Source organism: Tamlana crocina (assembly GCA_040429635.1).
Taxonomy (GTDB): domain Bacteria; phylum Bacteroidota; class Bacteroidia; order Flavobacteriales; family Flavobacteriaceae; genus Flavisericum; species Flavisericum crocinum.
Genome location: CP158972.1, coordinates 2,260,665 through 2,276,039 on the forward strand (window position 1 = coordinate 2,260,665; position 15,375 = coordinate 2,276,039).

At 36.9% G+C, this 15,375-nt stretch carries 14 protein-coding genes; 4 read left to right on the forward strand and 10 right to left on the reverse strand.

Annotation, left to right across the window (positions count from 1 at the left end):
• Window positions 1-18: 18 nt before the first annotated feature.
• The 9 genes from fabG to ABI125_10125 form a co-directional block, all read right to left on the reverse strand.
• Window positions 19-765 carry a 3-oxoacyl-[acyl-carrier-protein] reductase gene (fabG, locus tag ABI125_10085; protein XCF05073.1) on the reverse strand — a complete coding sequence of 249 codons (747 nt, stop codon included), beginning with the start codon at window positions 763-765 and terminating at the stop codon, window positions 19-21.
• 113 nt (window positions 766-878) lie between these two features.
• Complete coding sequence (locus ABI125_10090) at window positions 879-1,460, reverse strand: DUF4082 domain-containing protein (GenBank protein XCF05074.1); 582 nt, start codon at window positions 1,458-1,460, stop codon at window positions 879-881.
• A 135-nt stretch (window positions 1,461-1,595) separates the two neighbouring features.
• Window positions 1,596-2,468 (reverse strand): succinate--CoA ligase subunit alpha, encoded by an 873-nt coding sequence (gene sucD / locus ABI125_10095; protein XCF05075.1) that lies wholly within the window; start codon window positions 2,466-2,468, stop codon window positions 1,596-1,598.
• 95 nt (window positions 2,469-2,563) lie between these two features.
• Window positions 2,564-3,502, reverse strand: a complete 939-nt coding sequence (locus tag ABI125_10100; protein ID XCF05076.1) for a UDP-3-O-(3-hydroxymyristoyl)glucosamine N-acyltransferase — start codon at window positions 3,500-3,502, stop codon at window positions 2,564-2,566.
• 67 nt (window positions 3,503-3,569) lie between these two features.
• A complete protein-coding gene (efp, locus tag ABI125_10105) occupies window positions 3,570-4,136 on the reverse strand; it encodes an elongation factor P (GenBank protein XCF05077.1) in 567 nt (188 codons plus the stop codon).
• Window positions 4,137-4,139: 3 nt separating this feature from the next.
• On the reverse strand, window positions 4,140-4,925 hold the full coding sequence (gene lpxA, locus ABI125_10110) for an acyl-ACP--UDP-N-acetylglucosamine O-acyltransferase (protein XCF05078.1): 786 nt from the start codon (window positions 4,923-4,925) through the stop codon (window positions 4,140-4,142).
• 9 nt (window positions 4,926-4,934) lie between these two features.
• On the reverse strand, window positions 4,935-6,341 hold the full coding sequence (locus tag ABI125_10115) for a bifunctional UDP-3-O-[3-hydroxymyristoyl] N-acetylglucosamine deacetylase/3-hydroxyacyl-ACP dehydratase (GenBank protein ID XCF05079.1): 1,407 nt from the start codon (window positions 6,339-6,341) through the stop codon (window positions 4,935-4,937).
• Window positions 6,332-7,354, reverse strand: a complete 1,023-nt coding sequence (gene lpxD / locus ABI125_10120; protein XCF05080.1) for a UDP-3-O-(3-hydroxymyristoyl)glucosamine N-acyltransferase — start codon at window positions 7,352-7,354, stop codon at window positions 6,332-6,334. Before lpxD ends, ABI125_10115 begins: the two co-directional genes overlap by 10 nt.
• Before the next feature lie 53 nt (window positions 7,355-7,407).
• On the reverse strand, window positions 7,408-8,628 hold the full coding sequence (locus ABI125_10125; protein XCF05081.1) for an HD domain-containing protein: 1,221 nt from the start codon (window positions 8,626-8,628) through the stop codon (window positions 7,408-7,410).
• A gap of 91 nt (window positions 8,629-8,719) precedes the next feature.
• Here ABI125_10125 and ABI125_10130 point away from each other — a divergent pair, with 91 nt between their 5' ends.
• From ABI125_10130 to ABI125_10140, 3 genes are all read left to right on the forward strand, one after another.
• Entirely contained in the window at window positions 8,720-10,273 is a 1,554-nt protein-coding gene (locus ABI125_10130; protein XCF07898.1) for a bifunctional response regulator/alkaline phosphatase family protein, read from the forward strand.
• Between the two features lie 91 nt (window positions 10,274-10,364).
• Window positions 10,365-10,769: a tRNA (adenosine(37)-N6)-threonylcarbamoyltransferase complex ATPase subunit type 1 TsaE gene (tsaE, locus tag ABI125_10135; GenBank protein ID XCF05082.1), complete on the forward strand. Its 405-nt coding sequence runs from the start codon at window positions 10,365-10,367 to the stop codon at window positions 10,767-10,769.
• A gap of 185 nt (window positions 10,770-10,954) precedes the next feature.
• Entirely contained in the window at window positions 10,955-11,095 is a 141-nt protein-coding gene (locus tag ABI125_10140) for a hypothetical protein (GenBank protein ID XCF05083.1), read from the forward strand.
• A gap of 485 nt (window positions 11,096-11,580) precedes the next feature.
• Here the strand turns inward: ABI125_10140 and ABI125_10145 are convergent, their stop codons facing one another.
• Window positions 11,581-14,007 carry an outer membrane beta-barrel protein gene (locus ABI125_10145; protein ID XCF05084.1) on the reverse strand — a complete coding sequence of 809 codons (2,427 nt, stop codon included), beginning with the start codon at window positions 14,005-14,007 and terminating at the stop codon, window positions 11,581-11,583.
• A gap of 167 nt (window positions 14,008-14,174) precedes the next feature.
• Between ABI125_10145 and ABI125_10150 the strand changes: the two genes are divergently transcribed.
• Window positions 14,175-15,374, forward strand: coding sequence for an alanine dehydrogenase (locus ABI125_10150; GenBank protein ID XCF05085.1), 1,200 nt, complete (start codon window positions 14,175-14,177; stop codon window positions 15,372-15,374).
• Window position 15,375: the final 1 nt, after the last annotated feature.

Sequence of the window (15,375 nt, forward strand, 5' to 3'; positions counted from 1 at the left end):
TGAGCAAGAAATTTACAATTAAGTTAGCATTCCGCCATCAACATTTAACGTTTGCCCTGTAACGTAGGCACTCATATCGCTGGCCAAAAATACACAGACATTAGCTACATCTTCTGGAGAACCACCACGTTTTAAAGGAATTCCAGCACGCCATTCGTCAACCACTTTTTCATCAAGTTTAGCTGTCATTTCAGTTTCAATAAAACCTGGTGCCACAACGTTACTTCTAATATTTCTTGAACCCAATTCTAATGCTACCGATTTTGAGAATCCGATAATACCCGCTTTTGATGCCGCATAATTGGTCTGGCCCGCATTTCCTTTTACACCAACCACCGAACTCATATTGATAATTGAGCCTTTTCGTTGTTTCAGCATGGTGCGTTGTACAGCTTTGGTCATGTTGAAAACCGATTTTAGGTTCACTTCAATAACCGTATCGAAATCTTCTTCGGAAATTCGCATCAATAGGTTGTCTTTTGTAATACCAGCATTGTTGACCAATACATCGATACTACCAAATTCCTTAACAACATCATCTGCCAATTTTTGGGCCTCCTCAAAACTAGCCGCGTTACTTTGGTAACCTTTGGCCTTAACACCTAAGCCATTCAATTCGTCTTCTAAAGCTTTAGCTGCTTCAACCGAAGAGCTATAAGTGAATGCCACATTGGCTCCTTGTTTTGCAAATATTTGGGCAATACCTTTTCCTATGCCTCGACTCGCACCGGTTATTATAGCGGTTTTTCCTTCTAATAATTTCATTAATATAATTGGTTTGTTTTTGTTTAAAATAGAATATCAAATATATGAAATACTAACGGCTTCAAATAAAAAAACCTCACAAAATATTGCGAGGTGTGGGTTTGTGTGATGAACTAATTGTTTGGCATAAACTTGATGTCGACCATTCCCAAATACGCTCCTTCAACAAAGTTTGCAGGTAATGCTTGCTGCGTACCTAAATACGAAGCATACCCTAACACTAACACGTTATTGGCTTCCGCCGGAAACAAATTACCAACGTTATTACCGGAACTTCCAAAAGAATAATAATCATTGGTGTTTACAGAAACGAAGTAAGCTGTACCTGATTCAATATAAACAGGTGGAATATCTTCAAATGACAACAAGCCTGAGGAGGACACCACATTGGTGGTCACTAAAATTTCTTCAGTATTGGCATTCCAAAGCGTAACCCTGTAAGCATCGTTTTCAGGAACACGTATGCCCAAAGCAGTAATATTTCCATTTTTAAAGGTTTTAAATTTATAGCCCATTTCGAAAGTGTTCGGGCTATTCTTTTTGGTATATTTTAATTCTAAATCGCCACTTTCAATAAGGGATTTCATAGGGTATTCAGGTGTTGTCTCAATAACGGCTTCATCATCGCTCTTTGAACAACTCATTAAACAAATCAATAAAATAATTAATGTGAAAGTTAAATTTTGAGGTTTCATGATTTCTAGTTTTTATGGATTCACCCTTATATCAACAAAGCATTAAATTTGTTACCTAGAAATCTTGATTTTATTTACAAAAAAAATCCGTTAGCTTTTACACCAACGGATTTTTAATTATTCATATGAATTTTATTAGCCCATCACTTCGGCTACTTTTTTTCCAATTTCAGCAGGAGAATCTACCACGTGGATACCGCATTCTCTCATGATTTTCTTTTTGGCTTGGGCAGTATCGTCGCTTCCTCCAACAATAGCGCCAGCATGCCCCATAGTACGACCAGCAGGAGCAGTTTCTCCAGCGATGAAACCTACAATTGGTTTTTTACTTCCGCTTTCTTTGTACCAGTTTGCTGCGTCAGCTTCCAATTGTCCGCCAATTTCACCAATCATAACAACAGCTTCTGTTTCTGGGTCGTTGATTAGTAATTCAACAGCTTCTTTTGTAGTGGTACCAATAATTGGGTCTCCACCAATACCAATAGCCGTTGTGATTCCCAATCCTTGTTTTACTACTTGATCGGCTGCTTCGTAAGTCAACGTTCCTGATTTAGAAACGATACCTACTTTTCCTGATTTGAAAACAAAACCTGGCATGATACCGACTTTTGCTTCACCCGGAGTAATAACCCCTGGACAGTTAGGGCCGATTAATCGGCAATCTTTACCTTTTATATAGTTTGATGCTGTAATCATATCAGCAACAGGAATTCCTTCAGTAATAGTAATAATCACTTTTATACCGGCATCGGCAGCCTCCATAATGGCATCGGCGGCAAATGCTGGCGGAACAAAAATAATGGTTGTGTCTGCACCAACTTGCTCAACGGCTTCCAAAACGGTGTTGAATACAGGCTTATCTAAATGCGTTTGACCTCCTTTACCCGGAGTTACCCCACCAACAACATTAGTACCATACTCAATCATTTGACTAGCGTGGAACGTACCTTCGCTTCCTGTAAATCCTTGAACAATTATTTTCGAATCTTTATTTACTAAAACACTCATAAGTGATTATTTTTTTGATTAATTTATATTGTACGCAAATGTAATTTTTTGAATTAAATTTTTAAAGCAAAACAAAACATTTATTTTAAGTATTTTTACTTAGTTTTTTTCAAGCTTTCAATTATCTCAGGAATTTTTTTGATAGAAGCTAGTTCTTTATACTTCGAACGAAAATCATCAGCCGGAATGCCGAAATAACTCTTATGGCCTTCCAACGATTTACTAACGCCCGCTTTTGCAGAAATAACGGCTTTTGTTCCTATAGTAATACCGCTAGTAATACCTACTTGTCCCCAAATGGTAACCTCGTCTTCAACAACCACACAACCGGCCACACCAACTTGCGATGCTATTAAACACTTTTTACCAATTACGGTATCATGACCAATTTGCACTTGATTATCGATTTTTGAACCCTCACATATTCTCGTATCAGCTGTTACGCCACGGTCAATCGTGCAAGCAGCTCCAATATCCACATGGTCTTCGATAACTACTCGCCCACCCGATTTTAACCTGTCGTAGCCTTCGGCTCTTTTCTTATAATAAAAAGCATTGGCGCCCAAAACCGTACCGGCATGAATGGTGACGTTATCACCAATAACGGCATCATCATAAATACTTACATTGGAATGGACAACGCAATTATCGCCAATAGTTACGTTGTGACCAATAAAACTGTTAGGCTGAATAACAGTGTTTTTTCCTATTTTAGCTGAAGATGAAACCGTGGCATTTGAAGCTTTAAACGGCTTAAAATAATCGGTTAGTTTATTGAAGTCCCTAAACGGATCGTCACTCACCAACAATGCTTTACCTTCAGGGCAATCCACTTCCTTATTGATCAAGACAATGGTCGCTGCCGAATTTAAAGCTTTATCGTAATACTTAGGATGGTCCACAAAAACGATATCTCCGGGTTCGACCACATGGATTTCGTTCATGCCCAAAACCTTAAAATCGGCATTACCAACAAACTTACAGCCAATTAATTCTGCAATTTGGCTCAGGGTATATTCTTGAGGGAATTTCATAAATCAGTATTCAGTCTCAGTCGCAGTATTCAGTTTTAACCATTTGACTGTTAACTGCCAACTATTTTTATTCCTTTACGCGTTCTTTGTAAGTTCCCTTTTCGGTCTCCACTTTAATTTTGTCACCTTCATTTATAAATAAAGGTACATTCACTTCTGCGCCTGTTTCAACCGTTGCTGGTTTTGTTGCGTTAGTGGCTGTGTTCCCTTTTACACCAGGCTCGGTGTGGGTAACTTCCAAAATAACACTTGCTGGCATTTCAACCGAAAGCGGTGCGTTATCTTCCGTGTTAATAATTACGGTTACCACTTCGCCTTCTTTCATTAAATCTGGACGATCTAATGCGGCCTCCAACAATCTTATTTGGGTGTAGTCTGCCTCATTCATAAAATGATAAAACTCCCCATCATTGTATAAATACTGAAATTTATGGGTTTCCACACGAACGTCGTCCAATTTATGGCCAGCAGAAAATGTGTTGTCAATCACTTTTCCGTTGGTTACACTTTTTAATTTGGTGCGCACAAAAGCAGGCCCTTTTCCTGGTTTTACGTGTAAAAATTCTACAATTTTATAAATATCGTTATTGTATCTAATGCACAATCCGTTTCTAATATCTGATGTTGTTGCCATGTTTTAATTTGATTTAAAATATCCTTTCATTATACCACGGTGCGAATTTCTAATAAATTGAAGAATTTCATCGCGTTCTGGCGTGGCTTCCATTTCTGCTTCGATAATATCGGCAGCCTGTGTATTGTTATAATTTTTTTGGTAGAGAATTCTGAAAATATCCTGAATCTCCCTGATCTTTTCGGTTGAATAACCACGACGACGCAACCCTACCGAATTAATCCCCACATACGAAAGTGGTTCGCGAGCCGCTTTTACATAAGGCGGAACGTCTTTTCTAACCAAAGAACCTCCGGTTACAAAAGCATGATTTCCAACGGAAACAAACTGATGAACAGCCGTCATACCCGCTAAAACCACATAGTCGCCAATGGTAATGTGACCTGCCAAGGTGCTATTGTTTGAGAAGATGCAATTGTTACCTACGATACAATCGTGCGCGATGTGGCAATAAGCCATAATTAAACAGTTATCGCCTACTACGGTTTTCATTCGGTCTGCCGTACCGCGGTTTATGGTCACACACTCGCGGATGGTAACGTTATCACCTATCTCAACCGTGGTGTCTTCGTCGTTATATTTTAAGTCCTGTGGCACGGCTGAAATCACTGCCCCTGGGAAAATATTGCAATTTTTGCCAATGCGGGCGCCTTCCATAATGGTAACGTTGCTACCAATCCAAGTACCCTCACCTATTTTCACATTATTATGTATCGTTGCAAAGGGCTCAATAACTACATTCTTTGCAATTTTGGCACCGGGGTGCACATATGCTAAAGGTTGATTCATTTTATAATTTTATTTTACTTTAGAAATTTGTGCCATTAATTCTGCTTCTGCACAAAGTTTTCCGTTAGCGTAAGCATAACCTTGCATATGGCAAATACCTCGACGTATAGGTGTTATTAACGTACAATTGAAAATTAACGTATCGCCGGGCATGACTTTTTGTTTGAACTTAACATTGTCCATTTTCATGAAGAACGTCAAGTAATTTTCTGGATCTGGCACCGTATTTAAAACCAAAATCCCTCCGGTTTGTGCCATAGCCTCAACTATTAAAACACCGGGCATAACGGGAGCTCCAGGAAAGTGTCCTTTAAAAAACTCCTCGTTCATGGTAACGTTTTTTGTTGCAATTACATTTTTATCTGTAAGCTCAAAAACCTTGTCAATCAACAAAAATGGTTGACGGTGCGGCAACATAGCCATAATTTGAGTCACATCCATTAATGGCGGTTGATTCAAATCGATATTAGGTACATTGTTGCGTCTTTCGTTTTTTATAATTTTTGAAAGCTTTTTAGCGAATTGGGTATTCACAAAATGCCCTGGTTTGTTGGCAATTACCTTACCTCTAATTCTTGTGCCGATTAAAGCTAAATCGCCCAATACATCGAGCAATTTGTGTCTAGCTGCTTCGTTAGGGTGATGTAGGGTTAGGTTATCTAATATACCGTTTGGTTTTACGGCAATATTATCTTTTTTGAAAGCTACTCTTAACTTTTCCATGGTTTCTGGAGACAATTCCTTATCTACATAAACAATGGCGTTGTTCAAATCGCCCCCTTTTATAAGTCCGTTTTCCAATAACATTTCAATTTCATGCAAAAAGCTGAATGTTCTGGAATTGGCAATATCATTTTTAAAATCTGAAATTTGACTTAAAGTCGCATTTTGTGTACCCAAAACTTTAGTGCCAAAATCCACCATAGTGGTAATTTGGTACTCTTTAGCTGGCATCACTAAAATCTCACTTCCAGATTCTTCATCTACATAAGAAACAATATCTGTGATTTCGAAAACCTCACGTTGGGCATCAAGCTCCACAACGCCCGATTTTTCAATAGCTTCAACAAAAAATTTGGAAGAACCATCCATAATTGGAGGCTCGGATGCGTTCAATTCAATAATAGCATTATCAACATCCATTCCCACCAAAGCGGCCAAAACATGTTCTGAAGTTTGAATAGTTACACCATTTTTTTCCAAGCAAGTACCACGTTGGGTATTGGTTACATAGTTGGCATCGGCCTCAATTATTGGCTCGCCTTCTAGGTCAACACGTTTAAAAGCCAAACCAAAATTGGCTTCTGCTGGCTTGAAAGTCAAGGTAACATCTTTCCCTGTATGCAATCCAACACCCGTTAAAGAAATGGCCTCCTTAATGGTTTTTTGGTTGTTTTCAGTATTTATTATTCCCATTTATTCTTTTCTAGTTCGTTTATATTTTTAACTATAGTTGGTAAGTTCTTAAAATGAACATAAGATTTATTGTAGTCGCTCAATTTTATGGCGGGCGAACCTTGTAACATTTCGTTATCCTTTACGTTTCGGCCAATGCCCGATTGCGCTTGTATCCTCACATTGTCGCCAATAGTAATGTGGCCTACAATGCCCACTTGACCACCAATTTGGCAATTTTTCCCAATTTTTGAAGATCCCGCAATACCCGTTTGTGCAGCGATAACCGTATTTTTTCCAATTTCTACGTTATGTCCAATTTGGATTTGGTTATCGAGTTTTACTCCTGCCCTGATTATGGTTGATCCAAAAGTAGCGCGATCTATGGTTGTCGCAGCCCCCACATCAACAAAATCTTCAATAATTACATTTCCTGTTTGTGGAATTTTGCTGTAACTCCCATCTTCATTTGGTGCAAAACCAAAACCATCGGCTCCAATTACCGCACCTGCATTGATAACACAATTTTTTCCAATTATGGTTTCAGAATAGATTTTTGCTCCGGCAAAGACAATAGTATTGTCGTCCAACACCGAATTGTCACCAATATAAGTATTCGGAAAAATTTTAACATTATCGCCCATCACCACATTCTCACCAATGTAACTAAAAGCGCCAATGTAAACGTTATCGCCGTATTTTGAAGAATTTGAAATAAAGCAAGGCTGTTCTACGCCTACTTTGTTGAGCTTTACGGAATTGTAGTATTCTAATATTTTTGAAAACGCCAAATAGGCATCATCTACTTTTATTAAGGTTGTAGTTAGGCTATCTTCCGGTCTAAACGTTTTATTAACAATAGTTACCGATGCCTTTGTTTTATAAATGTGTGGCGTATATTTTGGATTTGCCAAAAAAGTTAACGCACCCTCAAAACCTTCCTCGATCTTAGCTATTTTAGATACTTCAACCTCTGGGTTTCCAACTACATCGCCTTCTAAAATCCCTGCTATTTGTTGTGCTGTAAACTTCACACTGAAAAAAGTTAGATGTTTTTGTTTGAATACGCAAAAATAGAAAAAATGTGTTAAAGTTTACGTTTTGGGTAACATATATAATATTTGGTTACTGGTTTTGATAAGGCTTTTAAGTTAAGTTGGTCTGAGGCCTTAACAATATCTTCAATCTTCCCCGATTTATGTAAAATATTTATCCCCTTATGTTTTATGTGGTACGCTTGGTTTGAAATGTCTCCTGTAAACACAAAATATCGGGCTTCGTGTTCATTTATATTATGCTTTTCAATTAAGGATTTTATATGCTTTTGAAGGCTTTCTGGCTTAACGGGTTTGTTTTTTACTTTTATTTTCAGCAACTCTCTATTAATAATCATTTCGCTTAAATTGCTCAGCACAAAATCGTCGTGTTTTTGCCAATGTTTCATAGCGGCAATAACATCATAATCATCCAGTTGGCTAAACACATCTAACGTTTGTTCATCAAAATTATCGGGAGTGATTTTATTCTTCAAAAAATACATTAGGGCATCGCTACCTGCCAAAGGCTCACCGCCATCGTACAACTCTTGAGCGCGCTTTAAAACCCGAATCAATAATTGCTCAGCCACCAGTCCCGTTTTATGCAAATAAACCTGCCAGTACATTAAACGCCGTGCAATAAGAAATTTTTCAACGCTATAAATACCTTTTTCTTCAACTACCAACTCATCGTCAACTACATTAAGCATGGTAATTAAGCGCTCGCTGTTTATGTTCCCCTCGGCAACCCCAGTGTAAAAACTATCACGTTTTAAATAATCGGCCCGATCCATATCCAATTGACCCGAAACCAGCTGGCACATAAATTTTTTGGGATATTCGTCCTTAAAAATTTCAATGGCGAGCGTTAAACTTCCGTTAAATTCTTTATTTAACCGCTCCATAAACAGCAACGAAATTTCCTCGTGCGACACATTATTTACAATACTGTTTTCCATGGCATGCGAAAACGGACCATGACCAATATCGTGCAGCAAAATAGCTATATAAAGTGCGCTTTCTTCTTGCTTTGAAATCGTAACCCCTTTAAAACGAAGCACATTAATAGCTTGTTGCATTAAATGCACACAACCAATAGCGTGATGAAACCGCGTATGATGCGCCCCAGGATACACCAAATAAGACATGCCCATTTGGGTTATTCGACGTAACCGCTGAAAGTACTTATGCTGTATTAAATCAAAAATTAACGAATTAGGAATGGTAATAAATCCGTAAATTGGGTCGTTTAATATTTTAAGTTTGTTCAAACTTTATTAATTTTCATTGAGTTCTACAAATATAACCATACGAACCTTTTAAAGGTGGTACGGAAAAATAAACATAATACTTTAAAACATCATAAATATGATAAAAATACTTTGGGTTGATGACGAAATAGATTTACTGAAGCCACATATATTGTTCTTGGAAAAGAAAAATTACCAAGTAACCAGTTGCCAAAGTGGATCTGAAGCTATTGATATTTTAGAGGAAAAGAGTTTCGACATTGTATTTTTAGATGAAAACATGCCAGGCTTAACCGGTTTGGAAACCTTAAACGGCATTAAGGAAAAGAAAGATAGCCTGCCCGTGGTGATGATTACCAAAAGCGAGGAGGAATATATTATGGAGGAAGCCATTGGCAACAAGATTGCCGATTACCTTATAAAACCAGTAAACCCCAACCAAATCCTTTTAAGTTTAAAGAAAAATTTAGACCACTCCCGTTTGGTTTCGGAAAAAACCACCTCAAACTATCAACAGGAATTCAGAAAAATAGCTATGGATATGGCCATGGTAAACAGTTATGAAGAATGGGCAAACCTCTACCAAAAACTGATTTATTGGGAAATTCAGCTGGAAGACATTGAAGATGTGGGCATGTTCGAAATTTTGGAATCGCAAAAAACCGAGGCCAACATCCAATTCGGAAAGTTTATTGAAAAAAATTATGCCAATTGGTTTAAGCCCAATACCGATGCGCCCATCATGTCGCACACGCTTTTCAAGGAAAAGATTGTCCCAGAAATTAGCAAAGAGCAACCCACCGTTTTGGTGGTCATTGATAATTTGCGTTACGATCAGTGGAAAGCTTTCGAACCTGTAATAAACAATTATTATAAAAAGGAAAAAGAAGAAGCTTTTTTCAGCATTTTACCAACTGCTACCCAATATGCCAGAAATGCCATATTCTCGGGATTGATGCCTAGTGATATGGAAAAACTCTTTCCACAGTATTGGAAAAATGACACCGATGAGGGCGGCAAGAACCTACACGAAGCAGACTTTTTAGAAACTCAAATAAAGCGCTTAGGACTTACCCACTTAGAGTACGAGTACCATAAAATAACCAATTTAAAAACAGGAAAGAAACTTGCTGATAATTTCAAATCACTAAAAAACAATGACTTGACCGTTATTGTTTATAATTTTGTGGATATGCTGTCGCATTCAAAAACCGAAATGGATGTGGTAAAGGAATTAGCCTCAAACGATAAGGCCTACCGATCCCTTACCTTAAGCTGGTTTAAAAACTCTCCCCTTTTTGAAATGATACAACAGGCGCAACGTTTAGGCTTCAAACTAATATTAACTACGGATCATGGTACTATAAATGTTAAAAAACCTTCAAAAGTTATTGGAGACAGGGATACGAGTTTAAACCTTCGCTACAAAACAGGGAAAAGCCTCACTTACGACGATAAAGATGTTTTGGTTGCTAAAGATCCCAAGGAACTTCACCTGCCCAGTATAAATATGAGCAGCTCGTACATATTCGCCAAAAGCGACCTGTTCTTTGCCTACCCGAACAATTATAACCACTACGTTAGTTATTATAGGAACACCTACCAGCACGGCGGGGTTTCCTTAGAAGAAATGATAATCCCGTTTGTGGTTTTCAACCCTAGGTAAATCTATAAAAAGCAAATAAACCCGATGAAATACATGTTTTTTTAGGAATAATAAAATTTTATTACTATTATTGCTCTAAATTTTATTAATCTTGGAGATACGTTATAACCTAGACGAAGTTGAAGATGTTGCGAAGAAAGTCGTAACAAATTTAAAATCAAAAACTTTGTTGTTTTACGGTAGCATGGGAGTTGGTAAAACCACTCTTATTAAAACCATTGTAAAGACTTTGGGGAGTTTTGAAATAGCCAGTAGCCCCACCTTCTCCATTGTTAATGAATATGATCTAGAAAATGATAAAATTTATCATTTTGACCTCTATCGAATAAAGGATTTGGAAGAGGCCTATAATTTCGGAATTGAAGATTATTTAGAATCCAATCATTGGAAATTAATCGAGTGGCCCGAAAAAATAGAGCCCATTTTGTTCGATACATTTGATAAAATTAAATTAGAAATTAAAGAGCACAACCTAAGAGTTTTAACTCTTGAATAAGAAAAAAATCAATAACCCTATGTCTTTTAAATAGCATATTTCAGCCGATTTTTTTGGTTTTACGGGATACCCACAACTAAAATTTCAAAAAACATTGTTTTTAACATTTCTTTAACATTTTTGAATTGGATCAAAAAGAGTGTTTATCTAAATTTGAAGTATTAATTAATTAAATCCCTAAAATTATGAAAACTAAAAAGTATTTAATTGCATTTGCAATTTTCGGAGGAATGTTATTTATGGCTCAAGCAGCAAACCAGTACAACGTAGATGAGCAACAAACAGCAATCAGAAAAGACCAAATCAAAGTTCCATCGGCCGGATAATAAGAGTTTGTTAATTGGCAGTATTGTTGCTACATTAATTGCCATTACACCTTATTTATTTTATTTATACGAAAGTGTTCCAAACGTTCCTGTTTGGAACACTTTTTTATTTACTTACGAAAGCAAATATTACGAAAGTGCTTTTGTCCTTGCCTGGACGCTTACAGGCAAAATTATTCCTTTATTTTTATTATTTATCTGGTTTTTTACCTGTAGACACTGGTGGTACCATGTTTTGCTAGTTCCCATTGCCATGTACTCATATCAAATATTTATCACTTTAAATGATGATTTGAACTACGTTGACTCGAACCAATTAGTTTACTTGATACCCATAATGGCTATAATAATACCTACCATATATTTGGTTAGGGCACAAATTTTTAATAAGATTAACTCAGTTAACAAATCATTAGAAGAGCTTGAAGAGGAATTTAAAATGTCTCCAAAAAATTTCTGGGGAAAAGTAAAGGATTATTTTTAATCTATTTATCTACCCCATTTAAACGGTCTCTTTCATTACTATCAATTTCTTTGTGGCCATTTTTCAATTTATAGTTGCCAAATTTATAGTTGAACCCAAAGGTAAATAGCCTGTTTTCCAAGCGTGATTGCAAGAAGATATCTTGATTCAAATATTTTGTAGTTTCATTGAAATTTTGAGTGTTAAAAATATCAGTTACCCCAACACTCATAGATGCTCTATTCTCCCAAAACGTTTTTCTTAAGTTAATATCAAACCCAAATCTGTTGCTTATTTTTGAAGCCCCATTAGCAATTGGCGAAATGTACATCAATGACAAATCGGTAGTCAAACTTTTGTCTTTCAATAGTGAAAAGTAATTTATCAAATGCCCGTAGAAAGACCACGAATCTATATTTTGAAGCGCGTTGTTGCTCTCTAAAGCATAAAACTGGTTGTCATAATGAAACACTGAAGACAGCGCATATATACTCCAGCATTTTGTTAACTGCTTGTATGTAGTAAAATCTAAACCATAAGAAATACTTCGGTCAATGTTGGTATTGATCAACATCAGTAAATTTTCGTCATTGTCCTGAAATACAATCTCTATTGCTGGATTATTTTCATAACGATAATACAGTTCAAAAGTATAGGCATTATTTAAGGTGTAGCCCAACGTAAAGCTATCATCAATCTGAGGTTTTAAGTTAGGGTCGCCTGTTATATATGTATTATCGTTCATGAAAAACTTAAACGGGTTTAGCTGCCCATATCTGGGTCTAAAAATCCGTCTATTATAGTTGAAATATATTTCATTGTTTTCATCCACATTGTGCATAACATGAAATGTTGGAAAAAACTTGATGTAATTATTGTTAAAATCCGAATTAGTAGATATCGAACTACTTTCCACATCGGTCAATTCAGCTCTAAGTCCCAGCTTCAAACTCCATTTGTTCCAATCTTTGGCATAACTAGAATATACCGCGTAATTATGCTCATCGTAAAGAAAAGTATCGGAATTTTGAACATCCTCAAAACGCTCGCCGTTCTCGTAGCCATATTGGGTTAAAATATTTTCAGAATGGATTACCGATATTTTAGCGCCGGTTTGAAACACACCAGAATTGGCTAATGGCAGCTCATAATCCACTTGCCCTGTGTGCAGTTTTATTCTTTTACTGGTAAAGGTTTGAAATCTGTTTTTTCTAATCAAACTTCCGTTAGGAAACAAATAATCGGTATCGACATTTTGAAAGTTGGAAAAATCGTAATCGGTTAAATGAGCATTGGCCGATAATTTTTCTCCTTCCTTTTTAAATTTATGTAAATAATCTAATGTGAACGCCAGGTTGAACGTTTCTTCAACCAATCGATTTTCAGTCGTAAAACTTGAGTCTAGCTCCCTGTTATTATCAAAAACCTCAGTATTAGAATTTACATAAGTTTTGGAATGTTCTCGCGGAGAAATCAGCATATTAGTTGTAAAACCCAAACTATTTCTTTCATCAAACTGATATTCGATATTGGTATTAATATTATGGTTAGCTGATTTTCGAGTTCGTCTATAATCCGTTGCCCAACTCGTTACAGTCTGCTCATTTTCAATAAAATTAACAAACTCGTCAATGTTTCTGTAATCTTTCCTTGGGCTGATGCTATAATTGAAATAGGTGTTAAGCTTTTTTGTTTTGAAAAAATGGCTGGTACCCAATGAATATTTTGGATATTCACTGCCTTGCTTATAATTTCCAAATACACTACCGTTATAACCAGAAACTAAATTTTTACTGGTAACAATGTTTAAAACCGAACCGCCCTCGGCTTCATATTTCGCGGGAGGGTTTGTAATGACCTCGATGGATTTGATATTGGTTGCTGAAGTGCCTTCCAGTAATTGCTGCACTTCAGTAATGGACAAATGCACCCTCCTATCATTAATATAAACTACGGGAACTGACATTTTTACCGAGATGGAATTATCGCTCACAATAACTCCCGGTGTATGTTTTAATACATCCAAGGCATTGTTGTTTGATAGCGTGGAATTTTCAACATTAAATACCAATCGGTCTACAAGACGCGTTACCGTTGGCCGTTTGGCTATAACCGTTACCCCCTTAAGTTCCTCCAGGTTTTCCTGTAACATGATGGTCTTTAAATTGATATCCCCATCAACTTGAATTTCTTTGGAGTATTCAGAAAATCCCAAAAAACGTATTTTTAGCAAATATTTACCCGGAGTGATGTGTTCAATTAGAAAACTACCTTCGCCATTTGTAATGGTTCCCGTGGCAGGATCTGTATTTTCAATTGTAACCAAAACTACATTGGCATAGGAAACAGGCTGGTTGTTTACATCTTTAACTTGGCCGGAAATACTGAATTCTTGAGAGAAGCCAAAAACAGAAAACAACCCAAAAAACAATAGTAGGTGTTTGGTCATAAAGCAATTTAAAAAGCAAATTTAAAATAATTATATTAAACCAAAATGAGGAAAACCCACACCTAAAATAGATGTTTTTTCTTATGTCAAACAAAATATTTAAAATCTTATTTTTTTAATTTACCTTTATATTTTATTTATAACCTGATTGATTTAACCCAATTACCATGGCCAAATCCCTTTCTCCTTTTACGAAGCAGCAATTGTTGCCCCAAGAAGAAACACTTGAAATTTTTAAAAAGAAAGGTGAACTGTTTATAGGTATCCCTAAAGAAACCGCTTTTCAGGAAAAACGGGTATGTTTAACCCCTGATGCCGTTTATGCACTTACCAGCAATGGACACCGGGTTTTAATGGAATCGGGAGCGGGAGAAGGCGCTAGTTTTACCGACCGGGATTACAGCGAAGCAGGTGCCGAAATCACCAAAGATACCGCAAAGGTTTTTTCTTGCCCGATGATTTTAAAGGTTGAACCGCCCACACTTGATCAGATTAAACTCATAAACCCACAAACCATATTAATATCGGCATTGCAGCTAAAAACGCAATCAAAAAAATACTTTGAAACTTTAGCGACGAAACGTATAACGGCTTTGGCCTTTGAATTTATTCGCGATTCAGATGGAAATTACCCTGCTGTAAAATCGTTAAGTGAAATTGCGGGTACGGCATCCATATTAATCGCATCTGAATTGATGTCGAATCCAATAAGCGGCAACGGCCTCATGTTTGGAAACATTAGTGGTGTGCCACCTGTAGAAGTCGTTATTTTAGGAGCAGGTACCGTAGGTGAATTTGCGGCACGCGGTGCCATTGGTTTGGGAGCTGGCGTTAAGGTATTCGATAACTCCATTACTAAATTAAGAAAATTGCAATCACACTTGGGCAGGCCTATTTTCACCTCTACTATACAACCCAAAAACCTAAAAAAAGCACTAAGACGATGCGATGTGGTTATTGGTGCCGTACGGGGCATCAACAGAGCGCCTATTGTAGTTACGGAAGAATTGGTGCAAACCATGAAAAAGGGTGCTATAATAATAGATGTTAGCATTGATATGGGCGGTTGTTTTGAGTCTAGCGAGGTCACCAATCATAGACAGCCCACGTTTGTAAAACACGATGTGGTTCACTATTGCGTTCCCAATATACCAGCCAAATATCCTAAAACCTCCTCGGTTTCAATCAGTAACATCTTTACCCCCTATTTACTTAAAATTGGTGAAGATGGCGGTATTGAAAATTCTTTAAGATTTGACAAAGGTTTAAAAAATGGATTGTACTTTTACCACGGCATTTTAACAAATAGGTCGGTTGCAGAATGGTTCAATTTGGACTACAACGACATTAATTTGCTTATTTTTTAAC

What these genes read in the sequence shown, in the direction of transcription:
- fabG (XCF05073.1), bottom strand. Translation starts at nt 765, where the DNA reads ATGAAATTATTAGAAGGAAAAACCGCTATAATAACCGGTGCGAGTCGA.
- ABI125_10090 (XCF05074.1), bottom strand. Translation starts at nt 1,460, where the DNA reads ATGAAACCTCAAAATTTAACTTTCACATTAATTATTTTATTGATTTGT.
- sucD (XCF05075.1), bottom strand. Translation starts at nt 2,468, where the DNA reads ATGAGTGTTTTAGTAAATAAAGATTCGAAAATAATTGTTCAAGGATTT.
- ABI125_10100 (XCF05076.1), bottom strand. Translation starts at nt 3,502, where the DNA reads ATGAAATTCCCTCAAGAATATACCCTGAGCCAAATTGCAGAATTAATT.
- efp (XCF05077.1), bottom strand. Translation starts at nt 4,136, where the DNA reads ATGGCAACAACATCAGATATTAGAAACGGATTGTGCATTAGATACAAT.
- lpxA (XCF05078.1), bottom strand. Translation starts at nt 4,925, where the DNA reads ATGAATCAACCTTTAGCATATGTGCACCCCGGTGCCAAAATTGCAAAG.
- ABI125_10115 (XCF05079.1), bottom strand. Translation starts at nt 6,341, where the DNA reads ATGGGAATAATAAATACTGAAAACAACCAAAAAACCATTAAGGAGGCC.
- ABI125_10140 (XCF05083.1), top strand. Translation starts at nt 10,955, where the DNA reads ATGAAAACTAAAAAGTATTTAATTGCATTTGCAATTTTCGGAGGAATG.
- ABI125_10145 (XCF05084.1), bottom strand. Translation starts at nt 14,007, where the DNA reads ATGACCAAACACCTACTATTGTTTTTTGGGTTGTTTTCTGTTTTTGGC.
- ABI125_10150 (XCF05085.1), top strand. Translation starts at nt 14,175, where the DNA reads ATGGCCAAATCCCTTTCTCCTTTTACGAAGCAGCAATTGTTGCCCCAA.